Below are 16,475 nucleotides of genomic sequence, written 5' to 3'. Positions count from 1 at the left end.
TGGGGGCCGCCCCGGGGTGCGGGGCGGCCGAAGGGACGGGGTCAGGCGGGTGTGGGTGCTGGGCCGTGGTCGACCGTGCCGAGGGCTTCCTGGCAGCAGCAGCTGTCGACCGGGTTCCAGGACGGGCAGACGCTGGTGATCCCGGCGTTGTGGCTGCACGGGTCGTTCCAGCACTCCTCGTCGCAGCCGCACTTGTCGTTGTTGTGCCAGCGGGGTACGGGCTGTCGACAGAGGTCGCAGACGAGGTAGGGGTTGGCGAACTCGACGTAGACGTGAACTCGGGTGTGAGTCATGCGGCTTCCTGTTCGGCCTGTGCCCACGAGGGGCGCGTGCGGGCGTGTGCGGCGCTGAGAGCGGCGCGAACCTCCGGGAGTGCCCTGAGGGCCCGTGAGGCTGCGAGAGCGGCGCTGAGGGCCTCCCGTGCGGCCAGTGGTGCCCACGCGACGACCACCACCACCGCATGCAGGGCGAGCGCGCCCGTCAGCGCGAGCAGGACGATCCACACGGCGAGCGCCCAGCCGAGGGCGCGCAGCGTGTCCACCGCCTCCCCGATCACGACGGGTCCCCGCACACGTGCTCGCCGGGTGCGAAGGGCTGTCCGTCCTCGTCGTGCAGGACGAGGCCGTCGTCCTCGTCGTACCAGCCATCGCCGGACGCTCCGCAGTTGCCGCACTCCCATTGGCCCGCCAGGCTGATCCCGGTGAAGCCGCCGCTACTCGTGGCCATGGGTCAGGCCTCCTTGCCGGGCTGGGACACGGCGGCGGGCTGCTCCAGGCACTCGCAGTCCCCGACCGCTTGGCCCTCGCACACGTGCTGCGTCAGCGGGGTGCCGGTGCCGGCGTGCAGCCGGTACAGGTCCAGTGCGGCGTCGAACTCGTGCCAGAACTCGCTGCTCTCGCCGTCGCGGTCGTACCGGTCCCGCTGGGTCTTCAGCCACGCCTCCACCGGGTCGCCACGGCGGGGAACCTCGGGCCGCGGCTTCCCGACGGCGCGGATCAGTTCCGCCCGCCGTTGCAGGATCTCAGCGCCGTCCGGGTTGCCGGCCGCATACAGGAGGCGGGCGGTGTCGTCGAGTTCGGCGGCCCGGATGGTGGTGTCGGCGGTGGCGTGCGTGTGGGTGTCGGGCTGCTCCCCAACAACAGGCCGCTCCGTCGTGGCCCCGATACCGAGGATGTGCACCGGGTCCATCGGCGTCACAGGCCGGACCGGGCAGTCGGAGGCGTGATCCATCTTGATCCACGACTCGGCGATGTACTGGCACGTGCATGACGGGCGGTCGACGGCCTGCGTCTCGGGCTGTTCCTCGGCGGCCACACGGCTCGGGGCGGGCGCATCGTCGGCCATGCGGCGCAGCAGCGCGGCAGCGTCGATGGTGCCGCCATCCCAGGCGTCGCGCTGGCTGTCGTACTCGAAGTCGGCGCGCAGCTCCATGTAGTCCAGCCGCATCACCGCGTCGGCGGCCTCCCGCAGGATCGCGGCCCGGTCGGCGGCCGCGGGCAGCACGGCCAGCACCGCGTCGGCGAGCTTGTCGTAGTGCTCGACCGTGGACGGGGCCATGTCGCGCAGCCCGAGACCGGGCCCGTACTCCCAGCCGTCGGCGCGGGCGAGGGTCTCGGCGATCTGCTCTCGCAGCGCGGCCCGGTTGGTGGTCTCGGCGGCAGGCACGGGCTCCCACACGGCGCGGAACGTCTCATCGCGCTTGGCCACGAAGTAGCCCTCGAACTTCAGCACCCAGTCCGTGGGCCGGATGCCCACCCAGTGGCTGGCCTCGACGAGGAGCTGCGCGTCCTGGTCCGGGTCGTCGATGCGGTCCTCAGGGTCGATGGTGTCGAAGTCGGGCCCGGCGAACGCGCGCAGGGCGTCGGCGTTGCTGCCGGTCCATTGGATCGCGTCGCACTCGATGGGGCGCTGACGGTAGCGGAGGGCCTGCGGGTCAGGGGTGTTGGTCATGGTGGTCCTTCCGTGGTGAGGTGAGCGGGCTGGCTGCCCCTGATTGCGACAGGGGCAGCCGGTCCCGCGTCGGGTGGTCACGCGGCGGCTTGCTTCTCAGCCCAGCGAGCCTTGCTGCGCTCGGCTTCACAGGCCCGGCACACGCGTTCGCCGCGCTTCCCGGGCTTCGGGTTCGGCCGGCGGTAGGTGTTCTCCGGCGTCATCTCGTGCGGACCCTTGCCGCCGCGGCAGAACTTCGACAGCTCCTGTGTGCGGGATCCGATACGGCGGTCGGTGCCCTTGATCGGCGGGGCCGTCTCAGGGGCGTACCAGTGGGCACGGAACCTCTTACGAGCGCTGCTCATGCGGACGGTGAACGCCGAGTACTTCAGGCCGAGCGCGTCCGCGGCGGCCTGATAGTCGCCGTGTACGGCGAGCGCCACGACCGCAGCACGCTCCGTCTCCGTCAGCACAGCCAGCACCTGTGGCACGGCCATGCGCTCCGCGATGCCCTCCTCGGGCCGCTCCGGGGGCAGCGTCCAGTACTGGCGGAACCGCTGCGAGGAGGCAACCTCGTTGGTGCCGTCCTTGTCGCGGTGGCCGTACAGGTGCCGCATCTCGCGGACTTCGGCGTAGATGGCGCGCCAGCCGATGGTGAACAGGTCGTGCCACTCGGGCGGTTCGGTGGCCGCGCACAGGGCTTCGGCGATCGCGGACCAGGCGACGTTGTAGCGGGTGGTGGCGTCGGAGGCCATCGACCGGTCGTAGGTGCAGGCGGATGCGGCGAGGCGGTCAAGGTCGCGGAGCGTGTAGCCGTGGGCCACGACGGTCGGCGCGTTCACTGGTCGGCCTTGTCGTTGGCGGCGGCGTCCTCGGGCTCGGGCTGGTGCTGAGCCTCGATGACGTGAGTGGTGACCGCGCAGACAAGGCGGTGCGGGCGCTTCTCGCCGTACTGGGCGACGGTCTCCTCGTAGTCGGCACGGGCGTCGTCTCCGTCGACGGTGGCTCCGAGCCACGTCGTCCACACGCCGCTGGCCCGCCGAACTTCGATCTTCCAGACGCGCTCGGTCGGGATCTCCGGGGTCGTGCCGAGCAGCGCTTGCCGGAGTTCGTACTGTGCGCCGAGGGCTTCGACGCCGGGGTCTGAGCTGTCGAGGATGAGATCGCCGAGGGCTTGGAGTGCTCGGCGGGCGGCGGCTTCGAGGTGGTTGGGCTGGTCGGTCATGGTCTGCTCCTGGCGGGTTGGGGTGGTTCGGGTTGGGTGTGGGTGGTGCCGGGGCCGTTACGCGGCTGCGGCGAGCTCGGGGCCGCGGTCCTGGTGGGTGTGGATGACGGCTCGGAGGCGGGCGCCGATCCAGGCGCCGACCTGCGGGGATACGGCGTTGCCGAATCCGTCGACCTGGTTGCGGTTGCTGCCCCAGACCTTGAAGGTGCCCTTGTGGTCGAGGAAGGGGACGTCGAAGCCGCAGCCGCGGCCGATCTCGTGCGCGGCCATCATTCGGTAGAAGCAGTCTTCGAGCGGCAGTTCGGCGAGCGTGGCCCGCCACTGGGCCATGAGCAGCGCGGTCGTGTCGGTGGCGGTGAGGGTCCCGAGCGGGTCCGTGACCGGGTGAGGCGCGGTCCCGTGGTTGGGGCTGGTTCCGTTCTGCTTGTACCACCCGGCGGCCGTCAGCAGCCCCGGGATCTGCTCCGAGGTGAACGTCGGCATCGCCTCGCCGTGCACCGTGGGCACCGTGTTCTTCCGGTACGGGATGACACCAGAGGACACCACCGCGAGGGTCTCCGAGCCGACCTGGGTGGGCAGCGGCTCGTGCGCACTGCGCGGTGCGCCCTGATAGTTGGCCACCGCGAGCGCGGCCGGCGCCATGGTCTGGCCTGCGGGCTGGGTCCACAGCGGCTCGACGACCGGGCCGGTCGACAGGATCGCGGTCTCCTGCCGGCTGGTCTGCGTCGCCATCGGCTGCAGCAGAAGCCGCTCCGAACCGTGCACGCCCTTCGCCGGCATGAGCACCGCGGGGAACTCGGCGAACCTCTGGCGGCAGCGCTCCGCACGGGCCATCGACGAGCGGGCGAGCGGCCCCACGAAGCCGTCCGCGAAGGTCTTGATCGGCTTGTCACCGATGCGGATGCCGAGGTCGCTGAGGTCGAGTGCGGCGAGCGACGGAGTCATCGGCGGGATGACCTCGCGGCGGCAGCTGGGGCACCGGTAGTTGTACTGCTTGCCGTAGGTCACCAACCCGGTGTCCGGGATCCCGGTCTTCCAGGTCCACACGGCCTCGACGTCCTTGTCGCAGTGGTGGCAGCGCGACACCGGCCGGTGCTCCAGGTCGGGGGCAGGCAGGGACTTCTTCCAGAACGCCCAGAAGCCCCGGTCCCGTGACTGCGGCACGCCGAAGAACTGCGAGTTCAGGTACAGCACCTTGTGGTCGTAGCCGAGGAGGTCGAACTGCTTGAGCCACCACCGGTATGTGCTGCCGTCGCCGACCTTCGGCTTGTTCGGAAGCGCTGGCCCCCATGAAGTGAGCTGAGTGGTGCATTCGACGAGGATCAGGCGGGGGTGGTGTGCCGCCGCGTAGTGGAGGACGCAGTTCGCGGTGGCCCGGTCGCGCTCGGAGCGGGTCACCCGTGCCTCGTAGTCGGGGTCCTCCAGGTCGAACAGGGTGCTGCCCTGCTCGTAGGCCTTGATCGTGTTGGCCTGGCTGTGGTTGACGCAGCTCACGCCTGCGAGCAGCAGATCGGCGGCGGGGAGGTCGCGGGCGGAGTGGTAGTCGGCTGCCTCGGGGTCGACGAGGTCGGCGATCCAGTGCTCGGCGTGGGGGTGGTTCGCCTCGTGGACCTCGATCTTGTAGGGGTTGTGGTTGGCGCACGAGATTGCGGTGAACCCGGCGATCTCGGCGGCGAGGGTGAAGCCACCGAACCCGGTGAACAGGTCGACCGCGGTCAGCGTGTCGTGGCGGAACCTGCGGCGCCTGGTGGCCGGCCGGTGCGTGGCGGTACGGGGCAGCTTCTTGGACGGGCGGGACATCAGGCGGCTGCTTTCTCGGTGGCGGCGTGGCGGGCGGCGGATGCGGTGGCGGCTGGCGGTTCGGGGTGGCTTTCGGCGCTCGGGTTGCAGCGCGTCGCGTGATCCACAGCGGGGTTCGTTGCGGTGAACTTGGCGACCTCGATGCGCCCGGTGACGCGTTTGTGGGCGCCGCAGTGGCCGCAGAGGAAGTCGGCGATCGGGGTGTCGTCGAGGCCGCGGATTTGGAGGCCTGCGGTCCACGGGCTGGTCATACGAGCTCCTTGGTGGTGTCGGTCTGACGCCACTGGCCGCTCGCGTCCGTGTTTGCCTGTCGGCACGCTGCGTCGATGGGCTCGCCGCGGTTCACGTGCCGCTGGTAGGCGGAGCGGGTGCCGCATGGGGCGAGGGCGCGCCCGTTCGCGGCGTACACGATGGCGGGAGGCGCGGCTGCGGCCCGCTTCTGGTCTCGCTCCTCTTGGTCCGCGATGTGCGCCGGGAGGACACAGCCCACGACGTCGCAGGTTCGCTTGATCTTTCCGACTGGCGGTCGGTTGCGGTCGATGCGGAAGCCGAGCTGTGTGGGGGTGTAGTACTTGCCGCCGATGGAGACGGGGATGGAGCCGCTCCAGCCGAGGTGGCCGTCGTCGAGCGGGACGACGCGCTGTGCCCAGACGCCTTCGAGGGTGCGCTCTGGGGTCTGCTCCTCCTCTGGGACGGGCAGTCGGGTGCCGCGGCGTCGGAGGATGCTTCGGCGTTCGGCGTCGGTGGTGCCGCCCCAGACGCCATGCGGTTCGCGGTTGTCGAGGGCCTGCTCGAGGCAGGCTGCGGTCACCGGGCAGGCTCGGCAGTACCTCTTGGCGCGCTCGATCTCACTCTCGTCGCCGCCCGGGAACATGTCCTCGCCAGCGCCCACGCATGCTGCGGTTGCACGCCAGTCGATGGGGCGGAGAGTCTCGGGGACGGAGCCTTGATAGTGGCTCATGCGGTCACCGCCGTGAGGGGCTGCGTCCACTGCTCTGTGCTGATCTGGAACGCTTCGTGCTGTTCCGTGGTGAGTTCTTGGACGATGAGGACGAGGCGCCCGCCCTTGATGACGGGGCCGAGGCGCATGTCGGGTCCGATGACGCGGGTGTGGTCGTCGTCCTCGAGGACTCCGGCGTCAACGAGCCCGTCCACGAAGGCTTTGAAGGACGGGTAGAAGTTCGCGGGGTCGAGCCGGCGGCGGCTCCCCGGGTTCAGCACGCCGAGGATGTACGCCTTCTGCAGGACAACGCCGGGGTTGGCCGCGGCGAGCGCTGCTCGCATGTGCTCGTTCTCCGAGCAGGCGGCCTGCGCGGCGCCCCGGATGGCGCTGGTGAGTTCCGCGCGGACTCGGTGGTGGATGCGCTGATTTGCGTTGAGGAGCTTCAGCCCTGGCGGGAGGGCCAGGGTGAAGACGCGGGCGGGTGTGGTCACAGGAGCACTCCTTGCGTGGGGTGTGGTGGGCAGTGGTGGTCGCCGATGACGGGGTGTTTCGCGGGTCCGGCGCGGATGTGGAATTGGTCTCGCCAGGTGATGCGTTGGGTGCCGAAGCGGTTGGTGACGAGGTGCCAGGTGAGGCGGCCTTCGAGGCGGGCGAGGAGTTCCTCGACCGCGTCGAGCGGTTGCGGGTCGGCAACCACGTCGAGGGCTGCGATGCGACCGGCTCGAGCACGGAGGACGGGTGCGTGGCAGCGGGTGCAGGTGCCTGGCTTCGCGTGGTCGCTGCGTTCGTTGATGAGCTCGGTGAGCCATGCGGGGCGTGTGGCGTCTGTCATCGCGTGCCTCGCATGGGCAGTTCCGTTGCAGTGCCGTTGATGAAACTGACGAACTTGCAGGTCAGCGCGCTATTGATGGGGTGCAGTTCCGTCAGTGCCGTTTCCTGCATATGAGCGTCAAAGCGCGTGTGCGTGTGCGCGTGTGGAGCTGGAAGTTGGATTTCAACGGCACTGATGGAACTGACGTTGCCTGACCTGCGAAGACGAGTGTTTTTAACGGCACTTTCAACGGCACTTTGATGGAACTGCAACGGCACTTTGATCTTGGTCATTGGTCGTCCCACCGATCATCAGCAGGCGCGATCAGCGCGACGTTGATGTACGAGTACGTCCCGTTCGATCCCTTGCGGATGATGTTGAAGCGGTCCTTCAACTCCCGGCCCAACTGGCGGCTCGGCATCGGCTCTTCACCCTCGCCGCGGCACCACTTCTCGTAGGCGCTGCGGAACACCTCGGTCACGGTGCGGACCTGGGCGCCGCCGCCGACCGTGCACGCCTCCTCGAGGAACCGTGCGAGCGCGTCTTCCTCGGCCGCGTACTGCGCGGTCGCGGCCTTCACGGAGTCCGGGTCGCGCAGCCCGTCGCGGAACACGTCGACTGCTCCGGCGACGACCCATGCGAGGATCCCGGGGCCTTCCTCGGAGATGAGGAGGAGGTCGAGGTCTTCGATGACCTCATCCGGGGTGCGGGTGAAGGGCATGAGGCGCAGGCGCCGCCAGAACGACTGGCCGCCCGCGGAGACGCGGGGCTGGTGGTTGCCCATCAGCCACAGCTTGTGCGTGGGCTCGAACGTGAAGTGGTCCTGTCGCATGAAGCGCGCGGTGAGTCCGTCGCCTCCGGTGAGTTCCTTGACCTTGGCCTCGTCGAACTTCGCGTCCTGGTTGACCTCGGATGCGATGACGAGGCGCAGCCCGTGCAGGCGTGCGATCTCGGTCTCGTGGCGTTGTCCGCCGGCCATGAGGAAGGCGTTCGGTGCGGTGGCCGCGTAGTCGCCGAGGAGGTTGCGCAGGACGTTGAGGAAGACGCCTTTGCCGTTGCCGCCGGGCCCGTGGAGGAAGGGCAGGACGTGCCATTTCACGCTGCCGCTTGCGGAGTATCCGGCCATGCGCTGGACGTAGCGCAGGAGTTCTTCGTCTCCGCCGAAGGTCTGCTCGAGGAAGCGGTCCCACCGCGGGGTCGGAGCCTCGGCATTGGGGGCGACGCTGGTGGATCGGGTGTGCATCTGCGCGGGGTCGGGAGCGATGACGGATCCGTCGGTGAGGTCGACGGCGCCGGCCGGGGTGTTGAGGAGCATGCGGTGCGCGTCGAGCTCGGCCGCGTGGGCGACGATCCGCGGGTCGGTCTGGGCCATGGTGACCATCGCTGCCATGCCCGCGGTGGAGAGGCTGCGGGCGCGGTGCTTGGCTTCGCCTTCTCCGTTGGGCAGGGCGCGGGCGATGGCGCGGCACATCTCACGGACGTGCCCGGCTTCGTCCCATTCCCAGCGGTGCCCGTTCCAGTGGAGCCAGCGGCCGCGCTGGGGGACGTAGCGGATCTCGTCCTCGTGGAGGTCGACGAGGCGCAGTGCGTTCCCGTCGTCGGTGCGGGTGTACGTCTCGGGCCCGTTGTCCTGCTGCGCGGTGGGGTGTTGGGCGATGTTGAGGGCGGCGGTTCCGTCCACAAGCGGGGCCGGGTTGGGGACGGCGGTGAGGTGGCGCACGGGTTCCGGCGCGGGGGCTCCGTAGCCCTGCCTGCGTAGGGCGCTCGCAGCTGCGGAGTGGTTGCCGCCGTGGTTGAGGAGCGCGTATGCCCCGGCCTTGGTGTAGGGGGTCTCGGGCGTGAACTCGGTGCTGGTGGTGAACACGTACAGGCGGTCGCGGTCCATCGCCCGGCCCGTGGTGGCCGAGGGCTCGCGCCCGTCTTTCCCGGGGCGCTGCCAGTAGTGGGTCTGCCCGGAGACGAACATGAGCTTCCACCCGTGCGGGGTGAGGATGTCTGCCCACGAGGTCTTGGCCTCGTAGTCGTCGAGGGGGCTGATTCCGCCCTCGGGGAAGTCGCTGGCGCCGCCCATGAGGAACGCGTCCGCGTCGTCGAGGGGGGTGGGGTCGGCGCGGGCGGCCGGCTGCATGGGTTCGTCTACGGGGATCGCGTCGACCATGCGGCAGATCGCGTGCAGGGCCTGGTGCTCTTCCGCGGTGAGGATGGGCATGGTGTCCGGGCCGCCGGAGAGCAGCTCGTAGGGCTTGCCGCTCGAGTGGACGGGGCCGTGGCTGGGCGCGGTGACGACGAAGCCGCCTTCGCCGCGGGTTTCGATGAGCGGGCGGACGATCTTCTTGTTCGGGTGCTTGGCCTTCAGCTCCCGCTCGGCGTCGGTGAGCTCGTGCTCGAACGCGAGACGCGAGGCCAGCTTCGTGTTGCCCGGGACGGGGGTCTCGTCGACTCTGTAGTGGAAGTGGAGGCCGCCGCTCGGGCTGCGCTCGAGCCACCCGGTGGCGAGGCGCTGCCACAGCTCTCCGAGCCCGGATCCGAGGAAGATTTCTGCGAGCTGGTTGAGGACGCCCTCGTCGACGGCGCGGCCTTCGAGCTCGAGCATCTCGAGGTTCCCGGAGACGGCGCCGCAGATGATGCCGATCCCGGGGTGTCCGTTTGCGAGCCAGGCGTGCAGCTGCTCCTTGGTGGCGCGTTCGGTCTGGAGGGCCTGCCAGGACCCCTGGGGGCGCTTGCTTCCGTCGGCGCGGACTGCGACGACGGAGCAGCCAGCCGCGTGCAACTCGAGTGCTGCGGCGAGGGTGTCCGTGGTGGCTTCCAATGTCGCTCCTTGTTCTGGGACCTGCGGTGAAGCTGGGGTGGAGGCCCGTGCCCTGGCGTTGCACCAGGGCCGCCGGCGTGGGTACCGAGACGGGCAGGTGTGCTACGCGGGGGTGCCGTTGAGGATCGGTGTGTCGATGCCCTCCGCGATCGCGTTGAGGACGTCGGCGAACGCGGCGCGCGCTCGTTCCTCGGGCTGCTCGAGCTTGAAGCCGAGGGCGAGCTGTCCGCCGCCGAGCCGGTACTTGAAGCGGGCCGTCATCCGGTAGGCGCCCGCGCCCTCGAACGGGGGGACGGCGATGATGAACGTCTCGGGGATGGCGAGATCGCCCTTTGCCCCGGCCGAGGCCTTGGTGTCCTCGACGAAGGCGAACTTCCGCTCTCCGGACTGGAGTCGGCTGCTGCTCTGGAACTCGGCCTTCGTGGTCGCCTTGATGGACTGGGCGATCTCGAGCATGGTCGCCGCGTCCGGGGTCTCCAGGTAGGGGAGTTGGTCCTCGAGGAAGTTCGCGAACCGGTCCTGGTCGACGAGCTTCCCGTCGAGGGCGAGCCATTCGGTCCAGGCCTTGGTGCGGCGCAGGCCGAGGACGAGGCGGTGGTCGCCGAAGTCGGGCTCGTCGGCGGAGTGGGCGTTGAGGACAGCGGTGACGGTCAGGGCCTCGACGTCGGAGTAGACCTCGCTGGCGTCGTCGTGGTGCTTGGCGTAGTAGGTGAGGAACGAGGCGGCGTCGCGGACGGTGGTGGTGCCGGTCTTGCGGTCGAGGTGGCCGGTGTAGCGGGAGCTGGTGAGGTCGATGGTCTGGACGCCACCGTCGGCGGTGGCGACGAGGTAGATCCCGCCGGGTTCGACGTCCTTGGGGGCGACGGCCTGCTGTGCGAGGGCGGCGACGGCCTGGACGTTGGTGTCGGTGTTGGTCACGGTCAGATGTCCTTGATCTCGGTCTTGGTGGTGGGCAGGTCGCGGACGTCGAAGGCGGACGTCTGCCTCGGGTCGTTGCGGGTGGCGTTGCCCTGCTCGTCGACGAAGTAGATGGACGGAGGGGCGGAGGCCTTGGGGGCCTTGAGGGCGCTGTCGATGGAGATCGCGACGGGTGCCCCGTCCATGCCGCCCTTCGGCGGTTCCACGGTGACGGTGATGGTGAGCGTCCCCTTCTTGCCGTGCTCGTTGACGGCGGCGAGGAGCTGGTGGAACTCCTCGCTGGTCTGCTCGTGGGCTTCGCCGCGGGAGTGCTGGACGAAGAACGCGGCGAACTCCGCGGGCTGCGCCTCGGTGCTGCTCATGTGCTGTTCCTGTCTTGGTCGGTTGGCCCGCCCGCGGCCACCCCCAGGGGGGAAGTGCGAGTGGCCGCGGGCGGTGCTGGTGGGTTGCGGCCGGTTAGAACTGCGGGACGTCAGCCGGAGCCGCGGGCGCCGGCGCGTGGCCCGCGGCGGCCGCGGCCTGCTGCTGCTGGAGGAGCGCCGCGGTCGCCGGGTTCGCCATGGCCGCCTGGATCTGCTCCGCGGTGAGGCCCGGGATCTGCGGCACCGGGGCCGGGGCCGGCTGCGCGTACTGCTGCGGTGCCGGAGCCTGCGGCATGTACTGCTGCTGGGGCGTCGGGTCCGGGGTGTTGAGTTCCGCGACGGCTGCGGCGATGTACTGCGCCGAGTACTGCTTCGGCGGGTCGAACGCCGGGTTGGTCTTCTGCCCGTCGTGGGTGTAGGTGACGGTGAGGATGCCGCCGACCTCGAGTCCGCGGGCACCGACGGCGCGGACCGCGTCGGCGATTGAGTTCTTCATCGCGCCCTTGACGAAGATCCGGCGGCGGCCGTCGTCCTCTTCAATGGACGGGTCACGCTGGTCGGTCTGGACGGTGACGACGAGCTGCATCATCTTGCCGCCGTCCTTCCAGAACTTGAGCGATCCGTCCTTGATGTCGCGCTGCTGCTCGACGACGGGCTTCTCCGTGATCCGGCCGCTGATGGATGCGCCGATCGACGGGAACTTGGCGGTGGGAGCTCCACCACCACCCATGAGGAACTGGTCGGCGGTCGGGTCCTGCTGCTGCGGAGTGGTCATCTGCTGACTGCTTTCTGCTTGGTTGCTTGGTGGTTCACGCCGACTGCGGTTGAGCGGCGGGTCTATGGGGTGTCAGGCGATGAGTGCCTGAAGGGAGGCGCCCGCGTTCGAGGACTGCACTCCGGGGCATCCCTGGGAGAGATCGCTGCTGCCCGGGTTGAGGTAGGCGCAGAAGCGGCAGTTGGGCTTGTCCGGGGTGGGGAACTCGGCCCACCGTTCGGGGTGGGATTCCGGGTCGAGCTCGAGCACACGGTCGCGGATGCGGTCCAGTCGGGCGAGCGCGGTCTCGGCGATGGTCCGGTCGTACGGCTCGGACCAGACGTGGACCTTCAGCTCGTGATACCGAGCGATGAAGACGATGACGACGCGGTCGACGTGTTCGCCGGCGTTCTCCTGGCCGAGCCCGTAGAGGTGGGCCTGCACCCTGTACTTCTCCCCGGGGCCTTGCCTGCGGTACTTGTCGTGGCTGGACGTCCCGACGAGTTTCCAGTCGAGGTTGGCGCGGATCAGCCGGTCGTACAGGTCCGCGCTTCCGGTGAGGCGGGCGGTCTCGATGGGGCTGTCGCGGACGGTGACGCGGGTTTCGACCTTGTAGCGGGAGGGCTGACCGCCGAGCGCGGTGTTGCGGGCCTCGAACTTCTCGCCGATCCAGAGATGGAATCCGGTGCCGATGATCGCGGCGATCGGGTCGCGTGCGTCGTTGGATTCGGGCCAGTCGTGGATCTTGTAGGCGAGTTGCCGCTCGCACGGCTCCCCGACCTCGGACGGGCCGATGGCCTTCTGCATGGTGCGGTCGGAGTTCTTGTCCGCGTCGATGATGAACTGGCCGATGCGTTCGGCGAGGACCTGGCTGAACTCGTCGTTCCCGGTGGCGATCATGCGAGAACCTCCCCCGTGGTGGTGGTGTGGACGGGTGTGTGGTCGTGCGCGGTGAGGCATTCGCCGCACCACCAGACGCCTGTCTCCGTGACGACTCCGGGGGTGGCGTGCTCGCAGGTGGGGCAGTCCCGCCACGCCTGCACAACCGCGGCGCCATGCGCCGGCTGCGGCCAGGAACCGAGGAGTTCGTCGAGGGACGCGTCCTCGAGGACCGTGCATCTGCGGGCGCGGTGTCGTCCGGCGGCCGCGGGCGGGGTGATGGCCCAGCGGATGGTCGCCACGGCCAGAACGAGGGCGCCCATCACGGAGGCGGCGCCGATGGTGATCTCGGGAATCACTTCTTCCCCCCACCACACGTGCAGGCCAGGTTCGCGGTGGTGATCGTGGCGAGCTGCGCCGCCAGAGCGCTCGCGTGCGCCTTGGCCTGGCGCAACTCGTCCGACTCGGTGCGGGGCTTGCTGCTGCCGCCGTCAATCGGGCGGCGGGCCTCCCGCCCATCGGCCAGTTCCCCGGACAGGGCGACCACGTCCGCGCGGGCCCGGGCGAGATGCGTGTTCAGTCCGGCGATCTCGGCCGCCCGCTGGGCTGCGGTCTTGGTGAGGCGGGCCGTGTCGTCGAGGAGCTGCTCCCACGTCCGGTCGGGGCCGGCGCCGAGCGCGATGGCGAGGGCCTTGCGGTGGACGTCGGGGTCGGCGATCTGCTTGCGGGCCGCGGTGAGCTGCTTGTCAGCCTCGGCGAACTGTCGGACGACCTGCTCTCGGTTGAACGCGGCGGTGGCCTGGTCGGCGATGGCTTTCTCAGCGCGCTCGCGCTGCCGGTTGGCCTCGGCGTTCGCGGCGGCGAGTTCTTCGCGGTAGCGGCGGCGGGTGACGAACATCAACGGGAGCGGTCCTTTCGGTGGCAGGGGCAGGGCAGCAGGAGCGCCAGGAACGCGGCGGTCACACCGACCGCGATGGCGACGGGCTGCCTGAGTGCCGGGGGGAGGTAGAGGAGGCTGGTTGTCCAGGTCGCGGCGAGTGCGAGGGCGAGGACGGTGAGGGTGTGGATGGCGGAGGCGGTACGGCGGGCGCTCATGCGGTCACCTCGCTGGTGATGTCGGTCCAGGCGCCACTGCGCCAGTCGTCGTATGTGCGGGGGTTCGGCGTCCAGATCCACTCGCCGTCGGCGGTACCACGCCTGCCGTGCTGGCCGATCGCGCGAGGCTTTCCGGTCTCCGGGTCCGTGGTGACGGACTCGCAGAGGAAGCGGAAGCGCTCGCGGCCACCGGGCCAGCCGGCGCGGGCTGCGTAGGTGTGGCCGGGCTGGAAGAAGTCGGGAGTGGCCGTCGCCGCCGCAGCGGTGGCCTTCTCCTCGTCGCGCTCGGCGTCGTAGTTCGCGAGCACCTGCGCGGCGACGCGCTGCGGGTCGACGCTGTCCGCGTAGTAGCTGCGGAGCGCGTGCTCAATGACGGTGCGGGCGCTCATGCGGTGCGCCTCCCGTCCTGCTCCGGCAGCGGGTTGGCCGCGAGGTGACGGCGTGTCGACGCGTGCGACGGGTGCTTGATCAGCGACGCGCCCCGCATCACCACCGCCGCCGTCTGCGCCGACCGGTCCGCCAGCGGCTTCGCCAACTTCGCCATCCGCCCAGCGACCCGCATCGCCTCCGGCCCGGTCAGCGACACCCGGGTCGACATGCGCTCGACGAGGCGGGCCTGCAGCTGCTCGAACGCGTACCGGTCGGCGGGCTGCCCGCCGTTCTCGGCGGGGTCGGCGATCTCCATGAAGTCCTGGAAGAACTCGTCGGAGCAGAGCAGGTCGAGGAGCTCACCCACGTTCGCGTGAACGAGGGGCTCGACGTCCGCGGTGACCATCAGGGGCGTGGCGTCGATGTGCATCGGACCGCGCACGCTGCGGTTGTCGTTCATCGGGTGCCTCCGTGGGCGGGAAGGAGAAGAGCGAGGAGCGCGGCCGCGGTCAGCGCGGCATCACGCAGGGAGGAAAGGACGAACGCGCAGACGTCCCACTTCGCGTTGGCCACCGCCACCAGCAGCCGATCGGCGGCCCCGGACTCCACCACCCGCGACACGGCCGGCCGCGGGTCGAAGTCGGCGAGGTCGGCGTCGACGGTGAGGAACCAGACGGCCGACGCCGCCCCGTACATCCCGATGGCGAGGGAGGCCATCTGCGCCCACTCCTGCGGGGACGTCACGTGCCCGGTCACTTGGCACCGCCCGTCTCAGCCAGCGCCGGGATGCCACGCTCAGCGCGGAACTCGGCGATCGCCTTCTCGCAGCAGACCGGCTCGCCCTCGACGCTGTGCTCGTCCTGCTGGTTACGCGGGTCCGCCGCCTCCCTGGCGGTCAGCACCTCCCAGGCGTAACCGCAGTGCGAGCACTCCTCGCGGGTGTCCCAGCGCTGCACCATGTCGCCGACGCCGTCGACGTGCCGCCGTACCGCCTTCTCCAGATCGGCCAGCAGGCCACGCATCTGCTCGTGGCTCCGCCCACTACGCCACGGGTCCGGGGTGATCTCGACGCGGTAGTTCTCACGGATCGTCTTCTTCATCGGGCACCGCCCGTCTCGGGCTGGTCCCGGCCCACGCGGTAGTCGTGATGCGTCGACGCGTAGTGCTCGCCGTCCACCGCCTCACGCAGGAACTCGGCGACCTTGGGGAAGCGGGCATCCACCGACCGGCGCACCGCATCCTCAGCAGCGTCCTCCCGGAGAGCCTTCGGCTCCGGGCCCACCGGCATCGGCAGCGCGTCCATCACCATCGACGACAACCCGCCGTGCCCGTCCGCCAACTCCCGCAGCGTCCACAGCACCAGCTCCGGCACCGGGCCCTTGACGTCGGCCAGCCCGTACAGCCCGCGACCCTTCGGGTTCACCCCGAACTGCCGCCAGCAGGATCCGTCCTGCGTGTTCACGACCAGCGGGTCGCTCGACACCGGGGCGCTCACGCCGCCACCCCTGCCGCATCACGCAGGGACGGCAGGACGTCCTGCCCCTGCACCGCGAGCGCGTGGACCTCGATACGTACCGCACCCCGGCGCCGCGTCGCCGCGAGCTCCGTGTGCAGCGTCCACGTCCGCATCCCCGGCGTGGAGTCGATCGTCACCCGGCCGTCCAACTCAGCCAGCCACGGCGCCATGTCGTCGATGTCCGCGAGCATCACGTGCACGTAGTCCGGCGTCGGCACCACGGTCGGCGCCGGCAGCCCGGTGCGGTCGATGAGGACCTGCACGGCGTCGCGGTTGTCGCGGATCATCGCCAGGGGCGACGGCAGGGGGGCCTTCGGCAGCGTCATCACGAGGACGCTTGCGCCGGGAAGGCCGGTAGGGTTGTTGCTCACGTGATCCACTCCTTGCTTCTTGCTTCAGTGGGTTGCGAGGGGCTGTCTCGGACCTGGCCGTCCGGGCGGCCCCGCTTCGTTTGCTCAGGCGGCGGCGCGGGCCGGCCGCGAGGCGGTCCGGCGGCGCTGGCGCGGCATGGTCCGACCCGTGCGCGGGTCGCCGGCGCTGCGGGCCTTGTGGATCGCGGCCCGCTGCTCGCGGTCCGTCACGATCCGGCCGCGGCTGCCGTTGCGGCCGCAGAGCTCGGGTTGGTCGGCCAGAAGCCGACGCAGCCAGGTGAGGCTGCAGCGCAGGACGTAGGCCGTTTCCTGGGCGTTCATGTACTCCTGGTCCGGGTCGGCAGGGGGGACGGGAGTTCCGTACCGCTGGGACTTGGTGAGCACGGGTTAGTTCCTTTCCGGGGGATTCGGCCTCGGTGGGGCGAGGAGACGTGCGTCGGTCGCTTTCAAGGCCTGGCGGAGTGCGATGTAGACCGGGGGGCTCGGACGCTTGCGGGTGCCTCTTTCGAGGTGGCAGAGGTAGCGGCGGGTGATTCCCGCTTGTCTGGCCAGCTCGGTTCGTGTGAGCCCCGCTTGCATGCGTTCCTCGCGGATCGCGTCCCCGTCGACCACGAAGGTCTGGGGTTGGTGCATGCTTCGAAGTTAGCCTTAGTTCGTCCTCATGTCTAGTACTGGTTCGCTTTAGTTCGCGCGA

At 70.0% G+C, this 16,475-nt stretch carries 28 protein-coding genes; all 28 read right to left on the bottom strand.

Annotation, left to right across the window (positions count from 1 at the left end; all coding sequences use genetic code 11):
• Nucleotides 1-41: 41 nt before the first annotated feature.
• Entirely contained in the window at nt 42-293 is a 252-nt protein-coding gene (locus ACFY16_RS20110) for a hypothetical protein (RefSeq protein ID WP_390648477.1), read from the bottom strand.
• Nucleotides 290-556 (bottom strand): hypothetical protein, encoded by a 267-nt coding sequence (locus ACFY16_RS20105; RefSeq protein ID WP_390648476.1) that lies wholly within the window; start codon nt 554-556, stop codon nt 290-292. Before ACFY16_RS20105 ends, ACFY16_RS20110 begins: the two co-directional genes overlap by 4 nt.
• A complete protein-coding gene (locus ACFY16_RS20100) occupies nt 553-726 on the bottom strand; it encodes a hypothetical protein (RefSeq protein WP_390648475.1) in 174 nt (57 codons plus the stop codon). Before ACFY16_RS20100 ends, ACFY16_RS20105 begins: the two co-directional genes overlap by 4 nt.
• 3 nt (nt 727-729) lie before the next feature.
• The gene (locus ACFY16_RS20095; protein ID WP_390648474.1) at nt 730-1,950 is read right to left on the bottom strand and encodes a hypothetical protein; all 1,221 of its coding nucleotides are present in this window, start codon (nt 1,948-1,950) and stop codon (nt 730-732) included.
• Between the two features lie 77 nt (nt 1,951-2,027).
• Nucleotides 2,028-2,771, bottom strand: a complete 744-nt coding sequence (locus ACFY16_RS20090; protein WP_390648473.1) for a hypothetical protein — start codon at nt 2,769-2,771, stop codon at nt 2,028-2,030.
• Nucleotides 2,768-3,154, bottom strand: coding sequence for a hypothetical protein (locus tag ACFY16_RS20085; RefSeq protein ID WP_390648472.1), 387 nt, complete (start codon nt 3,152-3,154; stop codon nt 2,768-2,770). The genes ACFY16_RS20090 and ACFY16_RS20085 overlap by 4 nt, the downstream gene beginning before the upstream one ends.
• Nucleotides 3,155-3,211: 57 nt before the next feature.
• Nucleotides 3,212-4,954: a DNA cytosine methyltransferase gene (locus ACFY16_RS20080; protein ID WP_390648471.1), complete on the bottom strand. Its 1,743-nt coding sequence runs from the start codon at nt 4,952-4,954 to the stop codon at nt 3,212-3,214.
• Nucleotides 4,954-5,205, bottom strand: a complete 252-nt coding sequence (locus tag ACFY16_RS20075; protein WP_390648470.1) for a transcription factor WhiB — start codon at nt 5,203-5,205, stop codon at nt 4,954-4,956. The genes ACFY16_RS20080 and ACFY16_RS20075 overlap by 1 nt, the downstream gene beginning before the upstream one ends.
• A complete protein-coding gene (locus ACFY16_RS20070) occupies nt 5,202-5,915 on the bottom strand; it encodes a WhiB family transcriptional regulator (RefSeq protein ID WP_390648469.1) in 714 nt (237 codons plus the stop codon). The genes ACFY16_RS20075 and ACFY16_RS20070 overlap by 4 nt, the downstream gene beginning before the upstream one ends.
• On the bottom strand, nt 5,912-6,388 hold the full coding sequence (locus tag ACFY16_RS20065; protein WP_390648468.1) for a hypothetical protein: 477 nt from the start codon (nt 6,386-6,388) through the stop codon (nt 5,912-5,914). Before ACFY16_RS20065 ends, ACFY16_RS20070 begins: the two co-directional genes overlap by 4 nt.
• Nucleotides 6,385-6,729 (bottom strand): hypothetical protein, encoded by a 345-nt coding sequence (locus ACFY16_RS20060; RefSeq protein ID WP_390648467.1) that lies wholly within the window; start codon nt 6,727-6,729, stop codon nt 6,385-6,387. The genes ACFY16_RS20065 and ACFY16_RS20060 overlap by 4 nt, the downstream gene beginning before the upstream one ends.
• Complete coding sequence (locus ACFY16_RS20055; RefSeq protein WP_390648466.1) at nt 6,726-7,001, bottom strand: hypothetical protein; 276 nt, start codon at nt 6,999-7,001, stop codon at nt 6,726-6,728. The genes ACFY16_RS20060 and ACFY16_RS20055 overlap by 4 nt, the downstream gene beginning before the upstream one ends.
• Complete coding sequence (locus tag ACFY16_RS20050) at nt 6,998-9,517, bottom strand: phage/plasmid primase, P4 family (RefSeq protein WP_390648465.1); 2,520 nt, start codon at nt 9,515-9,517, stop codon at nt 6,998-7,000. The genes ACFY16_RS20055 and ACFY16_RS20050 overlap by 4 nt, the downstream gene beginning before the upstream one ends.
• 102 nt (nt 9,518-9,619) lie before the next feature.
• Nucleotides 9,620-10,435: a DUF2303 family protein gene (locus tag ACFY16_RS20045; protein WP_390648464.1), complete on the bottom strand. Its 816-nt coding sequence runs from the start codon at nt 10,433-10,435 to the stop codon at nt 9,620-9,622.
• A gap of 2 nt (nt 10,436-10,437) precedes the next feature.
• Nucleotides 10,438-10,797 carry a hypothetical protein gene (locus tag ACFY16_RS20040; RefSeq protein ID WP_390648463.1) on the bottom strand — a complete coding sequence of 120 codons (360 nt, stop codon included), beginning with the start codon at nt 10,795-10,797 and terminating at the stop codon, nt 10,438-10,440.
• Between the two features lie 94 nt (nt 10,798-10,891).
• Nucleotides 10,892-11,572, bottom strand: coding sequence for a hypothetical protein (locus tag ACFY16_RS20035; protein WP_390648462.1), 681 nt, complete (start codon nt 11,570-11,572; stop codon nt 10,892-10,894).
• 72 nt (nt 11,573-11,644) lie between these two features.
• Nucleotides 11,645-12,451, bottom strand: coding sequence for a hypothetical protein (locus tag ACFY16_RS20030; protein WP_390648461.1), 807 nt, complete (start codon nt 12,449-12,451; stop codon nt 11,645-11,647).
• The gene (locus ACFY16_RS20025) at nt 12,448-12,789 is read right to left on the bottom strand and encodes a hypothetical protein (RefSeq protein WP_390648460.1); all 342 of its coding nucleotides are present in this window, start codon (nt 12,787-12,789) and stop codon (nt 12,448-12,450) included. Before ACFY16_RS20025 ends, ACFY16_RS20030 begins: the two co-directional genes overlap by 4 nt.
• Nucleotides 12,786-13,328 carry a hypothetical protein gene (locus ACFY16_RS20020; protein ID WP_390648459.1) on the bottom strand — a complete coding sequence of 181 codons (543 nt, stop codon included), beginning with the start codon at nt 13,326-13,328 and terminating at the stop codon, nt 12,786-12,788. Before ACFY16_RS20020 ends, ACFY16_RS20025 begins: the two co-directional genes overlap by 4 nt.
• Entirely contained in the window at nt 13,328-13,525 is a 198-nt protein-coding gene (locus tag ACFY16_RS20015) for a hypothetical protein (RefSeq protein WP_390648458.1), read from the bottom strand. The genes ACFY16_RS20020 and ACFY16_RS20015 overlap by 1 nt, the downstream gene beginning before the upstream one ends.
• Nucleotides 13,522-13,914 carry a hypothetical protein gene (locus ACFY16_RS20010; protein WP_390648457.1) on the bottom strand — a complete coding sequence of 131 codons (393 nt, stop codon included), beginning with the start codon at nt 13,912-13,914 and terminating at the stop codon, nt 13,522-13,524. The genes ACFY16_RS20015 and ACFY16_RS20010 overlap by 4 nt, the downstream gene beginning before the upstream one ends.
• Complete coding sequence (locus ACFY16_RS20005) at nt 13,911-14,354, bottom strand: hypothetical protein (RefSeq protein ID WP_390648456.1); 444 nt, start codon at nt 14,352-14,354, stop codon at nt 13,911-13,913. Before ACFY16_RS20005 ends, ACFY16_RS20010 begins: the two co-directional genes overlap by 4 nt.
• Complete coding sequence (locus tag ACFY16_RS20000; RefSeq protein WP_390648455.1) at nt 14,351-14,638, bottom strand: hypothetical protein; 288 nt, start codon at nt 14,636-14,638, stop codon at nt 14,351-14,353. The genes ACFY16_RS20005 and ACFY16_RS20000 overlap by 4 nt, the downstream gene beginning before the upstream one ends.
• 8 nt (nt 14,639-14,646) lie before the next feature.
• Complete coding sequence (locus tag ACFY16_RS19995) at nt 14,647-14,994, bottom strand: hypothetical protein (RefSeq protein ID WP_390648454.1); 348 nt, start codon at nt 14,992-14,994, stop codon at nt 14,647-14,649.
• Nucleotides 14,991-15,389, bottom strand: a complete 399-nt coding sequence (locus ACFY16_RS19990; RefSeq protein ID WP_390648453.1) for a hypothetical protein — start codon at nt 15,387-15,389, stop codon at nt 14,991-14,993. The genes ACFY16_RS19995 and ACFY16_RS19990 overlap by 4 nt, the downstream gene beginning before the upstream one ends.
• Nucleotides 15,386-15,781, bottom strand: coding sequence for a hypothetical protein (locus ACFY16_RS19985; protein ID WP_390648452.1), 396 nt, complete (start codon nt 15,779-15,781; stop codon nt 15,386-15,388). Before ACFY16_RS19985 ends, ACFY16_RS19990 begins: the two co-directional genes overlap by 4 nt.
• An 84-nt stretch (nt 15,782-15,865) precedes the next feature.
• Nucleotides 15,866-16,165 carry a DNA-binding protein gene (locus tag ACFY16_RS19980; RefSeq protein WP_390648451.1) on the bottom strand — a complete coding sequence of 100 codons (300 nt, stop codon included), beginning with the start codon at nt 16,163-16,165 and terminating at the stop codon, nt 15,866-15,868.
• A gap of 3 nt (nt 16,166-16,168) precedes the next feature.
• A complete protein-coding gene (locus ACFY16_RS19975) occupies nt 16,169-16,414 on the bottom strand; it encodes a helix-turn-helix domain-containing protein (protein ID WP_390648450.1) in 246 nt (81 codons plus the stop codon).
• Nucleotides 16,415-16,475: the final 61 nt, after the last annotated feature.

The sequence above is a fragment of the Streptomyces sp. NPDC001315 genome, from assembly GCF_042896175.1.
Lineage (GTDB): Bacteria > Actinomycetota > Actinomycetes > Streptomycetales > Streptomycetaceae > Streptomyces.
The sequence above is the reverse complement of the archived record's forward strand: the minus strand, read 5'-3'. Positions and strand labels throughout refer to the sequence as shown.